At 43.2% G+C, this 16721-nt stretch carries 17 protein-coding genes; 11 read left to right on the forward strand and 6 right to left on the reverse strand.

Annotated elements, in window-relative coordinates:
* Positions 1-2 precede the first annotated feature (2 nt).
* From EGI32_RS04180 to EGI32_RS04190, 3 genes are all read left to right on the forward strand, one after another.
* Complete coding sequence (locus EGI32_RS04180; RefSeq protein WP_255154116.1) at positions 3-455, forward strand: hypothetical protein; 453 nt, start codon at positions 3-5, stop codon at positions 453-455.
* Positions 456-738: 283 nt separating this feature from the next.
* A complete protein-coding gene (locus EGI32_RS04185; protein ID WP_255154117.1) occupies positions 739-1530 on the forward strand; it encodes a hypothetical protein in 792 nt (263 codons plus the stop codon).
* 60 nt (positions 1531-1590) lie between these two features.
* The gene (locus EGI32_RS04190) at positions 1591-3213 is read left to right on the forward strand and encodes a P-loop ATPase, Sll1717 family (protein WP_255154118.1); all 1623 of its coding nucleotides are present in this window, start codon (positions 1591-1593) and stop codon (positions 3211-3213) included.
* Between the two features lie 161 nt (positions 3214-3374).
* Here EGI32_RS04190 and EGI32_RS04195 read toward each other — a convergent pair whose 3' ends face one another.
* The gene (locus EGI32_RS04195; protein WP_255154119.1) at positions 3375-3944 is read right to left on the reverse strand and encodes a hypothetical protein; all 570 of its coding nucleotides are present in this window, start codon (positions 3942-3944) and stop codon (positions 3375-3377) included.
* A gap of 195 nt (positions 3945-4139) precedes the next feature.
* Between EGI32_RS04195 and EGI32_RS04200 the strand changes: the two genes are divergently transcribed.
* Positions 4140-4370, forward strand: a complete 231-nt coding sequence (locus EGI32_RS04200) for a helix-turn-helix domain-containing protein (RefSeq protein ID WP_255154120.1) — start codon at positions 4140-4142, stop codon at positions 4368-4370.
* A 47-nt stretch (positions 4371-4417) separates the two neighbouring features.
* On the opposite strand, the gene EGI32_RS04205 is transcribed toward EGI32_RS04200, so the two are convergent.
* Positions 4418-4621 (reverse strand): hypothetical protein, encoded by a 204-nt coding sequence (locus tag EGI32_RS04205; protein ID WP_255154121.1) that lies wholly within the window; start codon positions 4619-4621, stop codon positions 4418-4420.
* Positions 4622-4997: 376 nt separating this feature from the next.
* On the opposite strand from EGI32_RS04205, the gene EGI32_RS04210 reads away from it, so the two are divergent.
* The 3 genes from EGI32_RS04210 to EGI32_RS04220 all read left to right on the forward strand — a co-directional run bounded on the left by EGI32_RS04210 (position 4998) and on the right by EGI32_RS04220 (position 7086).
* Positions 4998-5660, forward strand: coding sequence for a helix-turn-helix transcriptional regulator (locus EGI32_RS04210; RefSeq protein ID WP_255154122.1), 663 nt, complete (start codon positions 4998-5000; stop codon positions 5658-5660).
* Positions 5661-5771: 111 nt separating this feature from the next.
* The gene (locus EGI32_RS04215; protein WP_255154123.1) at positions 5772-6056 is read left to right on the forward strand and encodes a hypothetical protein; all 285 of its coding nucleotides are present in this window, start codon (positions 5772-5774) and stop codon (positions 6054-6056) included.
* An 889-nt stretch (positions 6057-6945) separates the two neighbouring features.
* Complete coding sequence (locus EGI32_RS04220; protein ID WP_255154124.1) at positions 6946-7086, forward strand: hypothetical protein; 141 nt, start codon at positions 6946-6948, stop codon at positions 7084-7086.
* Positions 7087-7094: 8 nt separating this feature from the next.
* On the opposite strand, the gene EGI32_RS04225 is transcribed toward EGI32_RS04220, so the two are convergent.
* Complete coding sequence (locus tag EGI32_RS04225) at positions 7095-7877, reverse strand: hypothetical protein (RefSeq protein WP_255154125.1); 783 nt, start codon at positions 7875-7877, stop codon at positions 7095-7097.
* 191 nt (positions 7878-8068) lie between these two features.
* Between EGI32_RS04225 and EGI32_RS04230 the strand changes: the two genes are divergently transcribed.
* The 3 genes from EGI32_RS04230 to EGI32_RS04240 all read left to right on the forward strand — a co-directional run bounded on the left by EGI32_RS04230 (position 8069) and on the right by EGI32_RS04240 (position 11219).
* The gene (locus EGI32_RS04230) at positions 8069-8650 is read left to right on the forward strand and encodes a Crp/Fnr family transcriptional regulator (protein ID WP_255154126.1); all 582 of its coding nucleotides are present in this window, start codon (positions 8069-8071) and stop codon (positions 8648-8650) included.
* A 133-nt stretch (positions 8651-8783) separates the two neighbouring features.
* The gene (locus EGI32_RS04235) at positions 8784-9668 is read left to right on the forward strand and encodes an SDR family oxidoreductase (RefSeq protein ID WP_255154127.1); all 885 of its coding nucleotides are present in this window, start codon (positions 8784-8786) and stop codon (positions 9666-9668) included.
* Between the two features lie 165 nt (positions 9669-9833).
* Complete coding sequence (locus tag EGI32_RS04240) at positions 9834-11219, forward strand: S41 family peptidase (RefSeq protein ID WP_255154128.1); 1386 nt, start codon at positions 9834-9836, stop codon at positions 11217-11219.
* Positions 11220-11298: 79 nt separating this feature from the next.
* Here EGI32_RS04240 and EGI32_RS04245 read toward each other — a convergent pair whose 3' ends face one another.
* The gene (locus EGI32_RS04245; RefSeq protein WP_255154129.1) at positions 11299-11757 is read right to left on the reverse strand and encodes a YqgE/AlgH family protein; all 459 of its coding nucleotides are present in this window, start codon (positions 11755-11757) and stop codon (positions 11299-11301) included.
* Between the two features lie 118 nt (positions 11758-11875).
* Here EGI32_RS04245 and EGI32_RS04250 point away from each other — a divergent pair, with 118 nt between their 5' ends.
* Complete coding sequence (locus tag EGI32_RS04250) at positions 11876-13813, forward strand: PEP/pyruvate-binding domain-containing protein (RefSeq protein ID WP_255154130.1); 1938 nt, start codon at positions 11876-11878, stop codon at positions 13811-13813.
* A gap of 119 nt (positions 13814-13932) precedes the next feature.
* On the opposite strand, the gene EGI32_RS04255 is transcribed toward EGI32_RS04250, so the two are convergent.
* Together EGI32_RS04255 and EGI32_RS04260 are read right to left on the reverse strand one after the other, a co-directional pair.
* Positions 13933-14565, reverse strand: coding sequence for a response regulator transcription factor (locus EGI32_RS04255; protein ID WP_255154131.1), 633 nt, complete (start codon positions 14563-14565; stop codon positions 13933-13935).
* Positions 14565-16586 (reverse strand): sensor histidine kinase, encoded by a 2022-nt coding sequence (locus tag EGI32_RS04260; RefSeq protein ID WP_255154132.1) that lies wholly within the window; start codon positions 16584-16586, stop codon positions 14565-14567. The genes EGI32_RS04255 and EGI32_RS04260 overlap by 1 nt, the downstream gene beginning before the upstream one ends.
* Positions 16587-16721: the final 135 nt, after the last annotated feature.

The following is a 16721-nucleotide window of genomic DNA, read 5'->3' on the forward strand; positions in this document are numbered from 1 at the left end:
ATATGTCTAAAACAACAAGTGCGGTAGCAGGCAAGTCAAAAAAACTTTCTGCTGCCGCCTCACTTGCAGCCAACAAAACAGGAACTTCTTTTCGTATTGGCAGCGAAGAAGCCTACGAGTTGACCATGCAGGAGATCGATACGCTGATGCGTAAAGGCGAAGCGAAATTGAATGTTAATGAAAAAAACCGATTGGCAGCATTAGCTGATGCGGCTGAGCGGTATGAAGATACCAACCATCCTTTGCCCCTTCCGGCTTCCTTGCCGGATATCATCCGGTTGAAATTATTGCAATTGAGCATTCGTCAAAATTATGCGGCCCAATTATTAGGCGTGAGTGACGCCAAATTTTCACTCATCATGAATGGAAAACAAAAGCCTGACATTTTTTTTGTGAAAGCCGTGCACGATAAACTAAAAGTGGATGGAAACCTGATTCTTAAGGCAATTGCCTGAGGGGTGTCATCTGTCGGTCGTGTACAACAGAGCAGGTTGAACCACTGAGGACACACAGTACGTAGAGGTCACAGAGAGATTTTTTTATTTTTCTCTGTGTCCATCCTACGCCTCGTTTCATGGTACATGAACCGAAATAAATAGTTTCAGAGAGAACGGTTCATTTGCCACGAATCAAGGCGGAGGAACAAGTACGGAATACTAGATATTGAATCAATAAAACGTTTTTATATAAGAATTAATTTTAACTTACAATCAGAAGAGACTTCACTAAAATACTAATATGCCGTATAAGGATTTTTTAGAGGATTTCCCCCTATTTAAAAAATATAAAGCTAAATTTTGGGATGCTTTAAATAATTATCCCAAACCTGCAATAAATATGAATTGTCAGAGCTGTAAATCTTTACAGACTTTTAGCATGACAAATGAATTTTTTGACTTGAAAGAGTACATCAACTATCCCGCTGCAGGCTGTAAGGTACGACTCGAATATTTGTGTCAATCTTGCAGAAATTTTACAAGAGAATTCTTTATTTATATTAGCTCCAATCTTGATTATATTTATAAAATTGGACAATATCCGGAGTGGGAAATAAAAATAGATAAAAATCTAGAATTGACATTAGGGAAACATTTATCAGTATTTAAAAAAGGATTGGTCTGTGAATCTCAAGGTTATGGAATTGGAGCATTTGCATACTATCGCAGAATAACTGAAAACATAATAGACGAATTACTTGATTCAATAAGCGAATTAATTGAAACAGGCGATAGAGAAAAGTATAAGGCTGCATTGATACTAACTAAAAAAACTAGGGTTACACAAGAAAAAATAGATCTTGTAAAAGATCTTTTACCCACAGTATTACGTCCAAATGGAATGAATCCATTAGGTGTTCTTCATAGTGAACTAAGTGAAGGAATTCACTCAGAGACTGATGAAAATTGCCTTGAGGTAGCAGGTCATGTCCGAGAAATTCTTACCTTTCTTTGCACTCAAATTATTCTAAGTAAGCAAACGGCGAAAAACTTTACAAATAGTATGCAGGCGTTACTTAATAAAAAGAAATGATTTAATATGTTTAGAAATTTTGGATAAGTCTGAAAACTGAAAACCGCGAAAAAATAGAGTATGAAAAAATATGTAGAACTAAACTTGGGATTTGGGGATGCTGAAAATTATATAAAAAGAGAAAATAAAGCTTTATTAAATAGATATTTCATAAAAACAGAAGAGCTATATAATATATTGGACTCTAGCAGATATTTTCTTATTGGTGATAAAGGAACTGGGAAAACTGCATATTCTCTATTTCTTTCGAATAATGAATTTGGAAATACATCCTCTTATCTAAATTATATACGCGAAACAGAGTATGTAAAATTTATTCAACTAAAAAAGGAAAAGCAGTTAACATTAACCGAATATACTAATATTTGGAAAGTCCTAATTTATGTGTTGCTTGCACAACAAATTCAAAAAGGAGAAAAGGACTCAACTCTTTTTTCCAGTACTTCTAAATTTAAACCTCTTAAAGAGGCAATGGATTCTTTTTACAAATCAGCATTTTCTCCAGAAATCATTTATGCTTTAAACGTCATTGAAGAAACAAAAGAGGTTGCCGAATTATTAAACAAATTTTTTAAAATATCTGGGCAAGAAAATCTTAGTCAATCCTTTACGGAAAGTAAATTTCAAATTAATTTATTATATATTCAAAGAAAATTCGAAGATGCATTGGGCTCGTTAAAACTTGAGAAAAGCCATATTGTTTTTATCGATGGGATTGATATTCGCCCAAGAAATATTGAGTTTGAGGATTATTTAGAATGCGTTAAGGGGTTAGCTAATGCCGTGTGGACTTTAAATAACGATTTTTTTTCCAAGATTAAAGGTTCGGTAGGACGCCTTAAAGTTATGATTCTTGTGAGACCAGATATCTTTTCCCAGCTTGGTCTTCAAAATTTGAATAATAAAGTTAGAGACAATGGTGTATTATTAGATTGGAAAACAACTTATCCTGCATATAAAAATTCTTCTATATTTAAGATGGCCGATAATATTTTAAATTCACAACAGGATGAACATCAGGTTGACGGTAATTGCTGGAATTATTATTTTCCTTTTAAACCTCGAGTATACAATAAAATTGAAGATTCATTTATTTCTTTTTTAAGGTTTTCTATGTTTAGGCCTAGAGATATTGTTACGATGATGAAAATACTTCAAGAAAATTTAAAACAGGATAAGGAAAGACAACTACCAGTAATAGATCAATTGGATTTTGAGAATCCTGAGTTCAAAAAGAAGTATTCTGATTATCTCCTTGGAGAAATTAAGGATTACTTAGCTTTTTATCATTCTGATAAAGACTATGAATTATTTTTAAAATTCTTCGAATATCTAAACGGCAAAGCTCAATTTAACTATGACGAATTTATGTTTTGTTATGAGCAGTTTGCACTTCATATTGAGAAAAACAATATCGACACCCCTAAATTTTTCGAGTCAAGTGATAGTTTTTTGCAGTTTTTATTTGACTTAAATATTATTTGCTATGTTGAAGAAACTGAGGACTACGAGCCTCATATACATTGGTCGTACAGAGAAAGAACCTATTCAAACATAAATCCTAAAGTAAAAGAAGGTGTTAAATATTCAATACACTACGGTTTGCAAAAGGCATTTAATACGGGAAAGGCGTATAAGAAACGAGTAATTAAAAAAGTAAATCGGAGGATAGATAAAAAGTGATTTAAATTAGTAAAGTAGTATCACAATGTTGGTAGTGCCACAAGAATTATTTCCTATCAACCGATCGATGAAATAATTGGCCGTTAGTGTTTAGAAGGATCATCCATATTTATCGATTTTTCGATTTTGCGACCTAGCTACTAAAGAGCAAATTTATTAATTTATATATTCGACTCAGATGGACTTCTTTTCACCTCCACCAACCACCCTCCCTCCACAATCCCCATCATCCTCTCCCTCCATTTCAGCACATCCCCAATTTTATACCTCCCTTCAATACTCCCATTACTCAACGCCGCTTCCATCAATTCCTCCAGTACCTCTTCCCATTGGCGTATGCCGTTCAGTTTTCTAAGCGCCCAATAGGGGGTTTGCCATTCTGCAAAATTTAAATATCTGGAGTGTTCTTCCCATCGGGGTAAACATGGCGCCTGATTCAGGCAAGTACCAGGCATATCTTTGCCGCCTGCGGTATCATGATCGATAACGCTCAATTTCTTTCCTGTACTGTAGTTAATGATCTCGGCAGCGGTAAACAACCGGTAAAGCTGCTGGCTGAAGAAGACAATATCCACCGGTGCAGACTTTTTGTAATATTTTTCTTTGCATGCCCATTTAAACAACCGGTCGGTTTCCTCCAGGGCTTCGGGAAGATGGTAACAACTAAAAAATTCGTGGATGGCTTCGTAAGCTTCTTGAATGCTGTGGATGGACTGTTGGTGAGTTTTCATGCTGGTATTATTTGATGGTGAGCGGTACATCAAATAATAACAATAAAGTTCCCGCATCGTCATGCAAGAACTTTAGCCTTTCCTGTGCTTAGATGTACCAGATTTCAGAACGGAAAGTTGACGGAATAAAGATAAAACAAAATGATGACACTTAGTGTATCATTACCTAATTTATTTTTTTGTCTATTTGTAGCTATGAGCGAACAAATAAATACTGTCCTGATCAATAAAATCGGGCTTGTTGTAAAACAATTGAGAGCGGAAAAAGGCGTTTCCCAAAGAGACATGTATGATGATACTGGAGTGCATGTAGGAAGAATTGAAACTTCCGGGAGAAATTTATCAATTAGTACTTTGTCGTTGCTTGCAGACTATTTTGAAATTAAGCTTTCAGATTTTTTCAAATTAGTGGAAAAACAAAAATGAGATGTTACTCAACATCTCATTACAGTAATTACTCTAATAGGCAAACGTCAGAAAGGAATTTCATTGTCAAGTAATGCGACAATAGTTGAATCGGCAATACTATTTAATGATTGCTCAGTTAAGGCGTCCTTGCCATACTCATGTTCCAATAGTAATATCAATTTGATATTTTCCGGGGCATACATTATTAATCTGTCTACAATTTTCGCAAGCACTAGCGTAGCGAATTTTTCATCTTGAAATAGCTTCATAATTTTTCTTCAAACCTACTTGAGGATGCTGAGCAAACCTTGGGAAAAACACCAGAGTAAACGGGTATTTTTCTGCTGCTGACAGGTGTATTCTTCCTACAGTCGAAAAGTAATAACTATTCAGGAAATCTAAATATTGCATAATTGTAAAACCTATTTATTAATATTATTATGCTTACTCCGAACACTCATTTAACTCTTCACTCGCCGCAGGTCTGGGGACCACGCGTCGGCTTTCGCAACGCGAAGTTTTTATGATTGACTATTCCAAAATTTCATACTCATATTACTGAGTAAAAAGCTCCGCCTCTTATAGCACCGGCTAATCGGCTGAATTGTACCATTTCAAAATGAAAATTTCATTTTGGTACATAGTATGTACCAAAATCAAAAATCTTTTTTAAATTGGTACAATTCTTCCATTTTTAAAAAAAATATCTTGACCCTACGGCAATATAGAAAAATGGGTAAACTCACCCAGCAGGCAATGGCAGAACTGCTAAAAACAACCCGTACGCAGATCAATATGGCCGAACGTGGCCTGCGCAATCTGCCGCCGAAAGCTGCCCAACGGCTGGACGAACTTATTGCAAATGCAGGTCAGGCAGGTAGAATGCCCGCTGAGAACCAAATCGACATGATGACAAGTGAGCAGATGCTGGGTTTTCAGGCAAGGGATATCTGGGAAGAGCTGCTGGTGGAAAATCATATCAAGCTCACGAAATATACCCGCCAGCTTCAAAAGATGGAACAGAAATTCAATAAATCGCTTTCGAAAAGTAAAAGGTTGTGGGAAGTAGTAGAAAAACTTTCCTCTATCGGCGGTGCAAAAGCTGAGATCGACTATTTTGACGACAGGCAGAAAGATGCCGAAAAGCAACTCCATGCTTACGGGCCGGTAGCGCAATTGCGAACACAATTACAAATCGACTTAATACTCGCGGAGCGAAAGCTTTTGAAAGAATATCTTAACCCCGCTACCAAAACTGTTGTTGGCGAACTGATTGGTGTGATCGCCGGCAAAAAATTCTTTGAATAAAGCCCCACTGTCGCAAATATTCACTGTACCAACTTTCACAATAATAAAGCTTACGTTACCACTTGTGTTTCTTCAAGGTAGCAAATGGAAAAAAGTAAATATGAAATATAGATGGATAAAACAACGCAGTTACAAATAATTCAAAACCTTATTAATGTTTATGTTGAGATTTTTGCTAAGGCACAATATATCAAGCATAAAGATGGTCAATCAGCAGAATTCGATACTTCTTTTGAAAAAGGTTGTTTATTTGCCTATTCCAGGTCGTTAGAAGCCATCAAAGATTATTTTATTTCAAACGATTGGGACTTTGATGGAAATATTTTGAAAGAATACAACAATCCATATTTACCACTTTCTTTTAAGCCAAAAAATGATAATGAAAATTGGCAGTAATATCTCCACAGGTGTTCCCATTCTGGCGCAAGTGTTCACAACAACAACTTCCGCTATAATACAACTTGCGTGACCACTTGTGTCTTAACAAGCATGCAGGTCTGCGACCGGGATCGGTTTCGCAATTTTCTTCTGCTCATGCCTGCTAATGAGAATGGTTATTTTACTTAAGACCTTGTATACCATATTCCGGTCGCAGACCTGCGAACTTGTGTAGACACCAGTGATCCTTCGGAACACTGGCGCCAGAAGTGTGCTGGCTACAGGACTGGCCCCTGACTTACCATAGATAAGAAATCCACCCCAACTCTGCAAACCAGCCAAAGAAGATGAACTAATGAGAAAATTCAAAAAAAGGCTTTTTCAAAAATTGCCCTTTCGTGTCTACTTTTTTTTAGCACGGCGGGGTGGGTACTTTTTGTACCCCCTTACAGGGTGGGAAAAAAAGTGGGTACGAAAGGGCAATTTTTGAAAGTAGATATTTTGTAAAATCTTAAAAAAAGCGGGTTTCCCGAATCGGTAAAAAATAACCCCTTTCCCGGATTTCCCGTAATGGTTCATTCAGTTAATGTAGACGGTGTCATACTTGAATGATAGAATTTTGCAGAAGGATAATAGATTCTTCCGGAGTTGTGCTTTGCCGTTTTGCCGTTTGCCGTTGTTGGTGTTGTTTTTGCCGTTGTTGGTGTTATCACCAACAACTTTCCGAATATTCGTATGCTGTTGGTGAAAACACCAACAACGGCGAAAAGACATTCGTATGCTGTTGGTGAAAACACCAACAGCGGCGAAAAGACATTCGTATGATGTTGGTGAAAACACCAACAGCGGCGAAAAGACATTCGTATGCTGTTGGTGAAAACACCAACAGTGGCGAAAAGACATTCGTATGCTGTTGGTGAAAACACCAACAGCGGCGAAAAGACATTCGTATGCTGTTGGTGAAAACACCAACAGCGGCGAAAACACCAACAGCGGCGAAAACACCAACAGCGGCGAAAACACCAACAGCGGCGAAAAAAGTACTTAAGCTTCCACCTACGTTGCCGCCAGCCTCGGATCGTCAAAAAAATCATTTACCTGGTTGGGGCTTGCTTTGATGAGCTGGCCAAGTTCGTACCGGTTGGTCACTTTATTGCCTTTGGTTTCTTCTACATAAATGTTGAAAAATTTAAGGCCTGTTGTGGAGATCTCAAAGCCGCCGGTTTCTCCATCGGGTTGTTCCTCGTCGAGGCAGCGGGCAATGGAACCCTCAATGGCGCTGTATTCGAGTTTGTTGCAGGTAGTATTGATGTGGTGTGCCGTGGCCCCGTCGTACAGGGTTACGGAAAGCAATTTGCCGGAAGGCCCTTCGGTAACGAGGGTAAGCTTTGCTCCATCGGGGAAAAGGATGGTGCGGTTGTTGCCAAACCTGTCTTTGATATGTTTTCCATTCAGGTTTTCGTGATTGCCGGCCGTTTTTGTGCCGCCATTTACCGTAAGGGTGCCCCATAGCTCAAGGGTAAAGCCCGGGTAGGCATCGTGGGAGATGATGATGTTGAGTGCCGGATCGATGACCACTTTGCCACCGCCGCTGGTGTGTAAAGTGTATGGCCCCGATGGATTGGAATAAGTGAGGCCCGCCACCGGCGATACGGCCGTGCAGGTACCCAATAGCGGAAGGGCTTCTTCTGCATCATCATCCGTATCCTTTTTGCAGGAAACAAAACAAAGCAGCCCTAAGAACAGGCAAAAGATGCGGGAAAGCTGCTGTAAAACCCGGGAAGTTTTTTTTTCAATGCCGGTTATACTGTCGGCTGGGCAGTGGCTGTTGAAGTACATATGCTCTTTTGATTTGGTAAAGGCCAGGGGCCGTAATTACCTTTTATCGCAAAAGAGGAAAGAATGTCATCAGGCAAGGAGAGATTTTTTACCGGGTAAAAACGAATGGATTTTAAGTGGATCCCGCTCAGCGTTGATACTTATTCTGCGTCCGCGATAAATTGCCCTGTTTGCTTTAATTTCGCTGCGTAATGTTTCCCGAATTTGAATCATACTTACGATCGCAGACAACGGTTACCCGCGAAGAGCTGCAGCTGATCTGCTCCAAAGCGGTAGAAAGAAAACTGCGCCGCAAAGAGGCCATCCTGCAGGAAGGGGAGATCTGCCGCTACAAAACTTTCATAAGCTCAGGCATACTGCGTACTTACCGCACCAGGGAAGAGGGCAGCGAACACATCCTGCAGTTTATGCCGGAGGATACCTGGGCCGTAGATCCCGAAAGTTATAATGAAGAAGTACGTTCCAATTATTTCATCGACGCTTTGGAAGACAGCAAAATACTTCAGTGGGCAAAAGCGGATTTTGTAGCACTGCTCAACAATATTCCTGCATTTAAAAATTTTTCGGAGAAGATCATCTCCGCAAATATCTACCTCAACCGCCAACGGGTTTTCAGCAGCATCAGTTCTACCGCGGAAGAAAAATATGATGAATTCATACAGAGTTATCCGGGATTGTTTGCACGGGTACCCTTGCATATGGTAGCTTCTTACCTGGGTGTTACCCGCGAAACGCTCAGCCGGATAAGGCATGCGCAGACGAAAAGAGACTAAACACAAAACCTCCGGGGTTTTCAAAACCCCGGAGGTTTGTATCAAATCGGTGACAAATGTCCTCGTTTTCCTACAACAACTCCCTCAATTTTGTATCGCCTTAAAACAAGGCATTCATTCAAAAAAAATTATCATGCGAGTATTTGTTACAGGAGCCACAGGCTTCATAGGTTCTGCAGTAGTAAAAGAACTGCTGGATGCAGGCCACCAGGTGGTGGGGCTTGCCCGGTCTGAAGCATCGGCGGATGCATTGAAGGCCGCAGGTGCCGACGTGCACTACGGGTCGCTGGAGGATACCGTTAGCCTGACGGCCGGTGCAGCCAACAGCGACGGGGTTATTCATACCGGCTTTATCCACGACTTCTCCAATTATGTTGCCGCCTGCGAAACAGACAGGAAAGCCATTGCCGCACTGGCTGCGGGGCTGGCGCATTCGGGCAAACCATTGGTGGTTACTTCCGGCACGGCATTGCTGGCTTCAGGGAATGTGACTACCGAAGAAAGTATCCGCCCGGCGGATTCTATCCTGCCCCGTGTATCCGAACTGGCAGCTGCCGATGCTGCTGCATTGGGGGTGAATGTAGCCATAGTACGCCTACCTCCATCTGTGCATGGCGATGGCGACCATGGATTTGTTCCGATGCTCATTCATATTGCCCGCGAAAAAAATGCGGCGGTTTATGTAGGCGACGGCGGCAATCGCTGGCCGGCCGTACACCGCCTCGATGCGGCCCGGCTTTTCAGGCTGGCTTTGGAAAAGGGGGACAAAGATGCCGTGTACCACGGTGTAGCCGAAACAGGGGTGCCCATGCGGGAAATAGCCGGCATCATCGGTAAGCGGCTAGGCGTGCCTGTGCTATCCAAAACACCGGAAGAAGCCGCGGACCATTTTGGCTGGATCGCACATTTTGCGGCGATCGACAACCCGTCTTCAAGTGAACTCACGCGAAATGTGTTGGGCTGGAAGCCAACACACACGGGCCTGCTGGATGATATGGAGAACGGGACATATTTTTAAGGGTTAACCACGGAGTAGCACAGAGGGGTTCACAGAGGTAAAGGAGTGTAAGGGCTCTGAGTAACTCTGTGAACCCCTCTGTGTTTCTCGGTGGTTTCTTTTGCTTTTCCCTAACAACTTTCAGCCCGGATTTTGCGTATTTGTTTACGCAAAAAAAATTATTCCATGTCCATGATCAAACCTCTTCCGGCACTTGCTGCCGCAGTCATTTTGCTTTTTTCATCGTGTCAGAAAAATACCGATTCGTTAACAACCAATCTTGCTCCCGGAGGTAATGGGAATACCGGCAGCAGCAGTACAGCTCAACTCAACACGGCGGCTTTTGAGGCCGCCAAAGACTATTACCTCTGGAATAATTTATTGCCTTCCACCTATGATGCCACCGGCTTTGCCGACCCGGCAGCAGTGATGACGGATATCAGGAAATACAGTCGCGAAACAGGTTTTACAGCAGCGGTAGACCGTTGGAGTTTTGCTATGAAAAAAACGGAATGGGATGCCCTGAGTGGGGGCATGAGCACGGTGGCGGGTACAGCGGATGGTGCCGGCGATCTTGGTATCAATGTATTTTTTCGCGCCGAAGGTGATCTGCGGGTATCCCTGGTGGAACCTGCATCCCCGGCCGGGCTTGCGGGCATTCAACGTGGCTGGCGCATCACGGCCATCAATGGAAATTCTTCCATGAATACAACGAACAGTAATTTTATTGTGAATGCTGTTTACAACAGCGGATCGGGAAGTTTTAAATTTACAAAACCCGATGGCTCCCCGGTTACCGTTACACTCAACGCGGCACATTATACCACCAAGCCTGTATACATGGATACGGTGTATTCTACACCCGCAGGGAAAGTAGGTTACCTGGTGTACAATTCTTTTTTAGGCGACCAGTCGAAAATTTCGGCAGAATATAACCGCGTATTTACAAAATTTGCCAATGCCGGGATCAATCATCTTGTGGTGGACCTGCGGTACAATGGCGGCGGATATGTAAGCCTGCAGCAACAGCTGGCAGACTATATAGTAAGCGCTTCGGCCAATGGCAGTGTGATGTTCAAGCAGATCTATAACACTTCGCATACTTCCGAAAACAGTACGGTGACCTTTCATAAAAATGGCGGGGTCAATCTCCCGAAAGTTTATTTCATTGTAGGCCGTAGCACCGCATCAGCAAGCGAATTGCTCATCAATAATCTAAAGCCGTATATGGATGTACGCCTGATAGGCGCCGGCAATACGCATGGAAAACCTGTCGGGTTTTTTCCGATAGAAGATGGTGAATGGTATGTGTTCCCGGTTTCTTTCAAAACGGTCAATAAAAATAATGAAGGGAATTATTACAATGGGTTTGCGCCCGATGCAAGGGTAGCGGATGGGCTGGATAAAAACTGGGGCGACATTACGGAAGCAAGCCTGGCCAGTGCATTAAGGAATATCACTTCAGGGTCGTACAGGGGAGCAGCAGAACCGGTGTATGATGAACCCGCAGTATTGATGAGTGGGAATACAGCCCTGGATGCGCCATTGATGAAGCTTACGATCGGCCAATAATTTTTTTCTCCCGCAGATTTTCGCAAATGTATACACGCGGATCACCGCTGATTTTTCTGCGAAAATCTGCGTGTATACATCAGCGTTCATCCGCGGGAAATTTATCAAACACGTTGATATCCCGGTCTGCATTTTTCCAGCTACCTTCTTTTATTTCTGCTTCCAGCTCGCCTGCATCCCAGCCGCAATAGCCGACGAATAACCTGATCTCGTTTTCGCGGAGCGTGTTGTCATTGATAAACCGGATGGCCTGTTTGAAGTTTCCGCCGAGGTAGATATCGTTGCCGAGTGGTTCGCCCTCTTCGATAAGATCGGGGCGGCGATGAATAAAAAATAATTTTTCATCTTCTACAGGTCCGCCAAAATGTAGCGGCCATGATTTGCAGTGATGAAATTCTATCAGGTCGTTCAGCCTGCGGGGATGTTCTTTATTGATGATGAAACCCGCAGCACCTGAAGCATCTTCCTGCGTGATCAACAGTACGGCCTGGTTAAAAATGGGGTCGTCCATTTCCGGTGAGCTTTCCAGTATTTTCATGTTGCTGATCATTGGGGAATAAAACTAGGGTTTTTCCCGCGGATTTTAGCTGATTGTCTTCGAAGATCAGCGTGTTATACATCGGCGTTTATCTGCGGGGAAAATTTACCTTCACAGCATGAAGTCATCAACTTTCCTCAGCATACTATTACTATTTGCCCTGCAATCAACTTTTGCGCAGCAAAAGCCCTGTGCTTACAAAGGCGGCACAGTGGATTATATCACTTCGGTCAATTGCCCCGGCGATTTCAATGCCATGCAAAGCCTGCCGGTAAAAAATAATTATGCCGAAGTAAAAAGCATCAAAGTGATCTACGACCTCAGCAGCAGGCAGGTATATTATTCCAATTCGAAAGAACACCGTTTTCATTTCGATTTTTGCAGCAATGTACTGCATGCTTATTCCACCCTCGAAGAATTCAACCGCATCGAATACAGTAACTCTTCCCGGCGGAAATTCGCCATCGCCAACCTGAACCTTTACACGGCCAGTAACATTTATACACTGGAGTTTTTTCCCGACGATGAGATCCGTACGGAGAATGTAGCAGAGTTTTTTACCAAGGTAAAACGAACGGTATATTTTGGCGACCGGCTTCGTATTGCCGATAACAACTGGCATACGGCCGAATGGCGCAGGAACAATACTTTAAGTTTCATCAACCCCGATGAGCTTTATGCCGGCCAGACTTTTCAATCCATGAAGGAAGGAACTGCCTATGGTTACCTGCGTTTTTTTGAAGACAAAAAAATCATGCAGCAGCAGATCGGTCCGGATGATATAGCCGTGCTCAATAAACTTCCCAACAACCTCCCGCTTTGCGCAGCTACCATTACCAGTGTTTTTCAAACACCGCTTTGTCATATCAATATATTGTCGCAAAACAGGAATACACCCAATTGCATGGTACGGGATGCTTTTACCAATGCATCATTGCTGAAATATAAAGATCAGCTGGTTTTGCTGAAAGTGTTACGCGATACGATTGAGGTGACGGCTGCTACTCCTGCGCAGGCACAAAAATTTTGGGATAAAACAAAAAGAAAAAAACTCATCGCATTGAATTGTGATAACAGTTTTCAGCAAATCGCCGAAATGAAAGACCTCAGCATCAGAAGCATCCGCATCGTAGGAGGAAAGGCTGCCAATATGGGGGAACTTGCAAAAGTGAAAATGAAGAAAGGGCAACGGTTACCCATACCCGAAATTGTATTTGCCATACCGTTTTATTTTTACAATCAACATATAAAAGAACATCGTATCGATTCGCTGATCACCGCATTGCTGCAGGATAAAAATGCCGTGAACGATAAAAATATCCTGGCGGCAAAATTGAAACAGATACGCGATCGCATTGAAAATGCGCCTTTAAGTGAAGCGCTTGTTGAAATGGTAACGGCCCGTATCGGCGATGCACATGCGGTCAACTTCAGGTTCCGGTCTTCCACAAACGCGGAAGACGTTCCCGGCTTCAATGGTGCAGGATTGTATGATTCCAAAACAGGAAATGTAGAAAATCCAAAACGCCCCATCGATAAAGCGATCAGGGAAGTGTGGTCGAGCCTTTGGAAGATACGGGCTTTTGAAGAAAGGGTCTTTTTCAACATCGACCAGGCCAACCTTGCGATGGGGATCCTTGTAAACAAAGCGTTTGGTACCGAAGAAGCGAATGGCGTAGCAGTTACCCGTAACCTTTATCGCGATGATTATCCGGCATTCACCGTAAATGTGCAGAAAGGGGAGGAGAGTATCGTGCAGCCTGATGACAGCATCCGTGCAGAACAGTTCCTGGTGAATCTTTCGCTCGCGGTAACCGGCACCAATGATATCGCCGTGGATTATATCTGTCATTCTTCCTTGCAGCCCGGTCAGCCATTGATGACCAAAGCGGAGATCAGGCAGCTGACACAATACCTGCAGGCCATCAAAGATCATTTCTGGAAAGTGTATCCGCGAAAACGAAACAGCACCTATAACAATTTTGGCATGGATGTGGAATTCAAGCTGGATGCGGGCACGAGGAAGATATTTATCAAGCAGGCGAGAGTGTATTGAATCAATTAAGAATTAAAAATTAACAATGCCGATAATTTGTAGGAACGTGCCTTTGGCGCGTTCGAAATCAACGCGCCAAAGGCACGTTCCTGCAAATTCGTGTAATTCGTGTAATAAAACTATTTCACCAATCCCTGCTCCAGCGCCTTCCTTACCAGTCCTGCGGTATTTTTGGCCTGCATCTTACTCAGCAGGCTCACGCGGTGGTTATCTACCGTATGCGGGCTGATGAATAATTTATCGGCAATTTCCTGGTTGGTATATTCTTCGGTGATCAGTTGTAAGATCTCTTTTTCCCGGCGGGTAAGATCCGTCACGGGCTTTTTCTTCTTGAAAAGATCTTCGAGTAATTGTTGCTGCAACACGGGCGAGAGAAACTGTCCGCCGGCCACTACCGTTTCAATAGCGGTGATGATGGTGGCATCATCCGCGTCTTTCAGGAGGTAACCCGAACAACCGAGCTGCAACATTTTTTTCACCTGCATCAATACATCGATGCTGCTGAGGATGATGATCTTTACGGAAGGATATTTATCCAGTATCTGCGCCGCAATCTCTGGTCCTTCAATTTCCGGCAGGTGCATATCGAGCATCAATACGTCGGGTAAACGGTTTTTCAATTCGCTCAATAATTCTTTTCCATTGGTAAATGTGGCCAGCACATCAAAGCCAGGGTGTTCGTTGAAGATCTTCACCAAACCCTTTGCTACCAAAGGATGGTCATCTGTGATCATGATGGTGGTAATGCTCATTAGGCAGGCTGTTTAATGTTATCGGTATCAATTTCTATGTAAATACTGGTGCCTTCGCCGGGGCTTCCTGAAATATCGAGGGTGCCATTCCACGAACGGATGCGTCCGGCGATCGTTTTTAACCCCACGCCATAGTCTTCCGGCTGACGGCCCGCTACAATTCCCTTCCCGTTGTCTTCCACGGTAATGCCGAGGATGCTTTCGTGGTAATTCAGTTGCACCAGCGCACTCGTTGCGGCAGCATGTTTGAGTATATTATTCACGAGTTCCTGGATGGTCCTGTAGAGTGCCAGCTCCAGTTCTGCAGGTATTTTCTTTATTTCGCCGAAGGCGGAAAAACGGATATCGATCGAATGGCTTTTACCGGTCCGTTCGCAAAATAATTCTGTCGCATTCACCAATCCTTCCTGTAGCAATATTTCCGGCATGAGGTTGTGTGCGGTCTTACGTATTTCTCCCGATGCTTCTTCGAGCAGGTGCATCACTTCGGCAAAATCTTCCGAAGCCGCTTCTGCTGCCGGCTTACGCGAAAGCCTTCCTACCATCGCCCTGATGGCGCCGATGGTCCCGCTGATGCCATCGTGCAGGTCGCGGGCAATGCGGCTGCGTTCTTTTTCGCTGCCGCTTACCATCGCACGGAGTGTTTTTATCTCCATGTCCTGCTGAAGGCCAAGGATCTTTTCGGCCTGTAGTTTTTGTTTGTGCCGGTTGTTGCGCATGATCAGCAGGCTGATGATACTGATGAGCAGCAGCCCCGCCGTGATGCAGCCGATGAGGATATTTTTATTCCGGATGCGGTTATTGTTCTTGATGATGCTTAGTTCTTTTTCCGCCAGCTCTTTATTTTTTTCAGCAATGCGGTATTTCATTTCCATCGTATAACTCAGTTCCATCTTCTGCGTTTTCATCAGGCTGTCTTTGGCGATGGAATATAATTTGCGTTGCTCCGCTTCTTCTTGGTATTGCCCCAAACCCTCATAAGCATCTGCCAGCGTTTTGTGGGCATGCTCGAGGATGTTGACGATGTTCAGTTTTTGCGATTCGGCGAGGGCAGGTAATACGAGGTTTACCGCATCCCGGAAACGGCCTTTCAAAATATAGGCTTCACCTAAAAATATATCCGCGAAAATCAGGTAACGGTTAGACGCTTTTCCCTGCTCAGGCGCCGCAGCTATTGCCAGGCGTATGTTGTCGATGGCGGCATCGGGGTTCTTGTCGTCTATGTACGTTAGTGCGATGTTGAGGTAAGCCGCCATGATCATCGAAGGGGAACCTTTCAGGCGCTTGCAGAACTCGATATTCTTTAAGCCATAATACCGGGCCGAATCATTTTTTAAAATGTTGTGATAATACCCTTCTTTTTGAAAATAAACATTCAGCAATACACTGCTGTCGTTTTTAGCGATGGCTTCTTTTTCGATGAGATTGATGCGCTGCATGATCTGCCGTATATTTTCATCATGCTTGATCTCTTCATGGGCATTGAGCCAAAACTGCAGGATCTTGCTGTAAACACTCAGGCGCAATGGCGCATTATCGATCTGGTTATTGTCTACAAAATTGAGTGCGGTATACCGGTAGTAAGAACAGGAATCAAAAGCGCCAAGGTAAAAATAGGCTTCCGAGAGCAGGATATTGGCCGACACGAATAATTGTTTTCCCTTCTGATTGTCTTCAATATAAGGCATCGACTCATGGATATATTTCACCGCGGTGGCCTGCTCGTTCTTGATATTATAATAACGGGCTATTCCGCACAACGATTCCGCAATACCATTGCGGAAGCCAAGTGACCTGCTGGCGTCCAGCGTTTGCCGGTACAGCAGGTGGGCGCTATCGGCATTTGATTCGCGGAGTTTATAAGCACGTTTGATGGTTTTGTTGATGAGCGCCGTATCGGGGCCAAGTGAATTTTTCTCCTGTGCATACAACGGCATAATGGCTGTCAGTTGAAATACTATCAGCGGTAGCCAAAGGATATTTTTTTTCAGTAAAAAAATTATGTGTGCCTTCTTCTTCATAGTTGCAGATCCACGGGGCGACGGACGGTGATGATCAGAAAAAAACGGTAATGGTGAAAACGGCTGTCAGCCTGAGCCTGTCGAAGGCGATTTTATTAATAATGAGCATGCCTTCGACAAGCTCAGCCGGACGGT

The sequence above is a fragment of the Ferruginibacter sp. HRS2-29 genome, from assembly GCF_024343615.1.
GTDB lineage: Bacteria > Bacteroidota > Bacteroidia > Chitinophagales > Chitinophagaceae > Ferruginibacter.

Coding starts and splice junctions, on each gene's coding strand:
- EGI32_RS04255 (WP_255154131.1), bottom strand. CDS start 14,565: ATGAGCATTACCACCATCATGATCACAGATGACCATCCTTTGGTAGCA.
- EGI32_RS04190 (WP_255154118.1), top strand. CDS start 1,591: ATGAAAAAATATGTAGAACTAAACTTGGGATTTGGGGATGCTGAAAAT.
- EGI32_RS04210 (WP_255154122.1), top strand. CDS start 4,998: ATGTACCAAAATCAAAAATCTTTTTTAAATTGGTACAATTCTTCCATT.
- EGI32_RS04215 (WP_255154123.1), top strand. CDS start 5,772: ATGGATAAAACAACGCAGTTACAAATAATTCAAAACCTTATTAATGTT.
- EGI32_RS04185 (WP_255154117.1), top strand. CDS start 739: ATGCCGTATAAGGATTTTTTAGAGGATTTCCCCCTATTTAAAAAATAT.
- EGI32_RS04235 (WP_255154127.1), top strand. CDS start 8,784: ATGCGAGTATTTGTTACAGGAGCCACAGGCTTCATAGGTTCTGCAGTA.
- EGI32_RS04195 (WP_255154119.1), bottom strand. CDS start 3,944: ATGAAAACTCACCAACAGTCCATCCACAGCATTCAAGAAGCTTACGAA.
- EGI32_RS04200 (WP_255154120.1), top strand. CDS start 4,140: ATGAGCGAACAAATAAATACTGTCCTGATCAATAAAATCGGGCTTGTT.
- EGI32_RS04205 (WP_255154121.1), bottom strand. CDS start 4,621: ATGAAGCTATTTCAAGATGAAAAATTCGCTACGCTAGTGCTTGCGAAA.
- EGI32_RS04250 (WP_255154130.1), top strand. CDS start 11,876: ATGAAGTCATCAACTTTCCTCAGCATACTATTACTATTTGCCCTGCAA.
- EGI32_RS04180 (WP_255154116.1), top strand. CDS start 3: ATGTCTAAAACAACAAGTGCGGTAGCAGGCAAGTCAAAAAAACTTTCT.
- EGI32_RS04245 (WP_255154129.1), bottom strand. CDS start 11,757: ATGAAAATACTGGAAAGCTCACCGGAAATGGACGACCCCATTTTTAAC.
- EGI32_RS04230 (WP_255154126.1), top strand. CDS start 8,069: ATGTTTCCCGAATTTGAATCATACTTACGATCGCAGACAACGGTTACC.
- EGI32_RS04240 (WP_255154128.1), top strand. CDS start 9,834: ATGTCCATGATCAAACCTCTTCCGGCACTTGCTGCCGCAGTCATTTTG.
- EGI32_RS04220 (WP_255154124.1), top strand. CDS start 6,946: ATGCTGTTGGTGAAAACACCAACAGCGGCGAAAAGACATTCGTATGCT.
- EGI32_RS04260 (WP_255154132.1), bottom strand. CDS start 16,586: ATGAAGAAGAAGGCACACATAATTTTTTTACTGAAAAAAAATATCCTT.
- EGI32_RS04225 (WP_255154125.1), bottom strand. CDS start 7,877: ATGTACTTCAACAGCCACTGCCCAGCCGACAGTATAACCGGCATTGAA.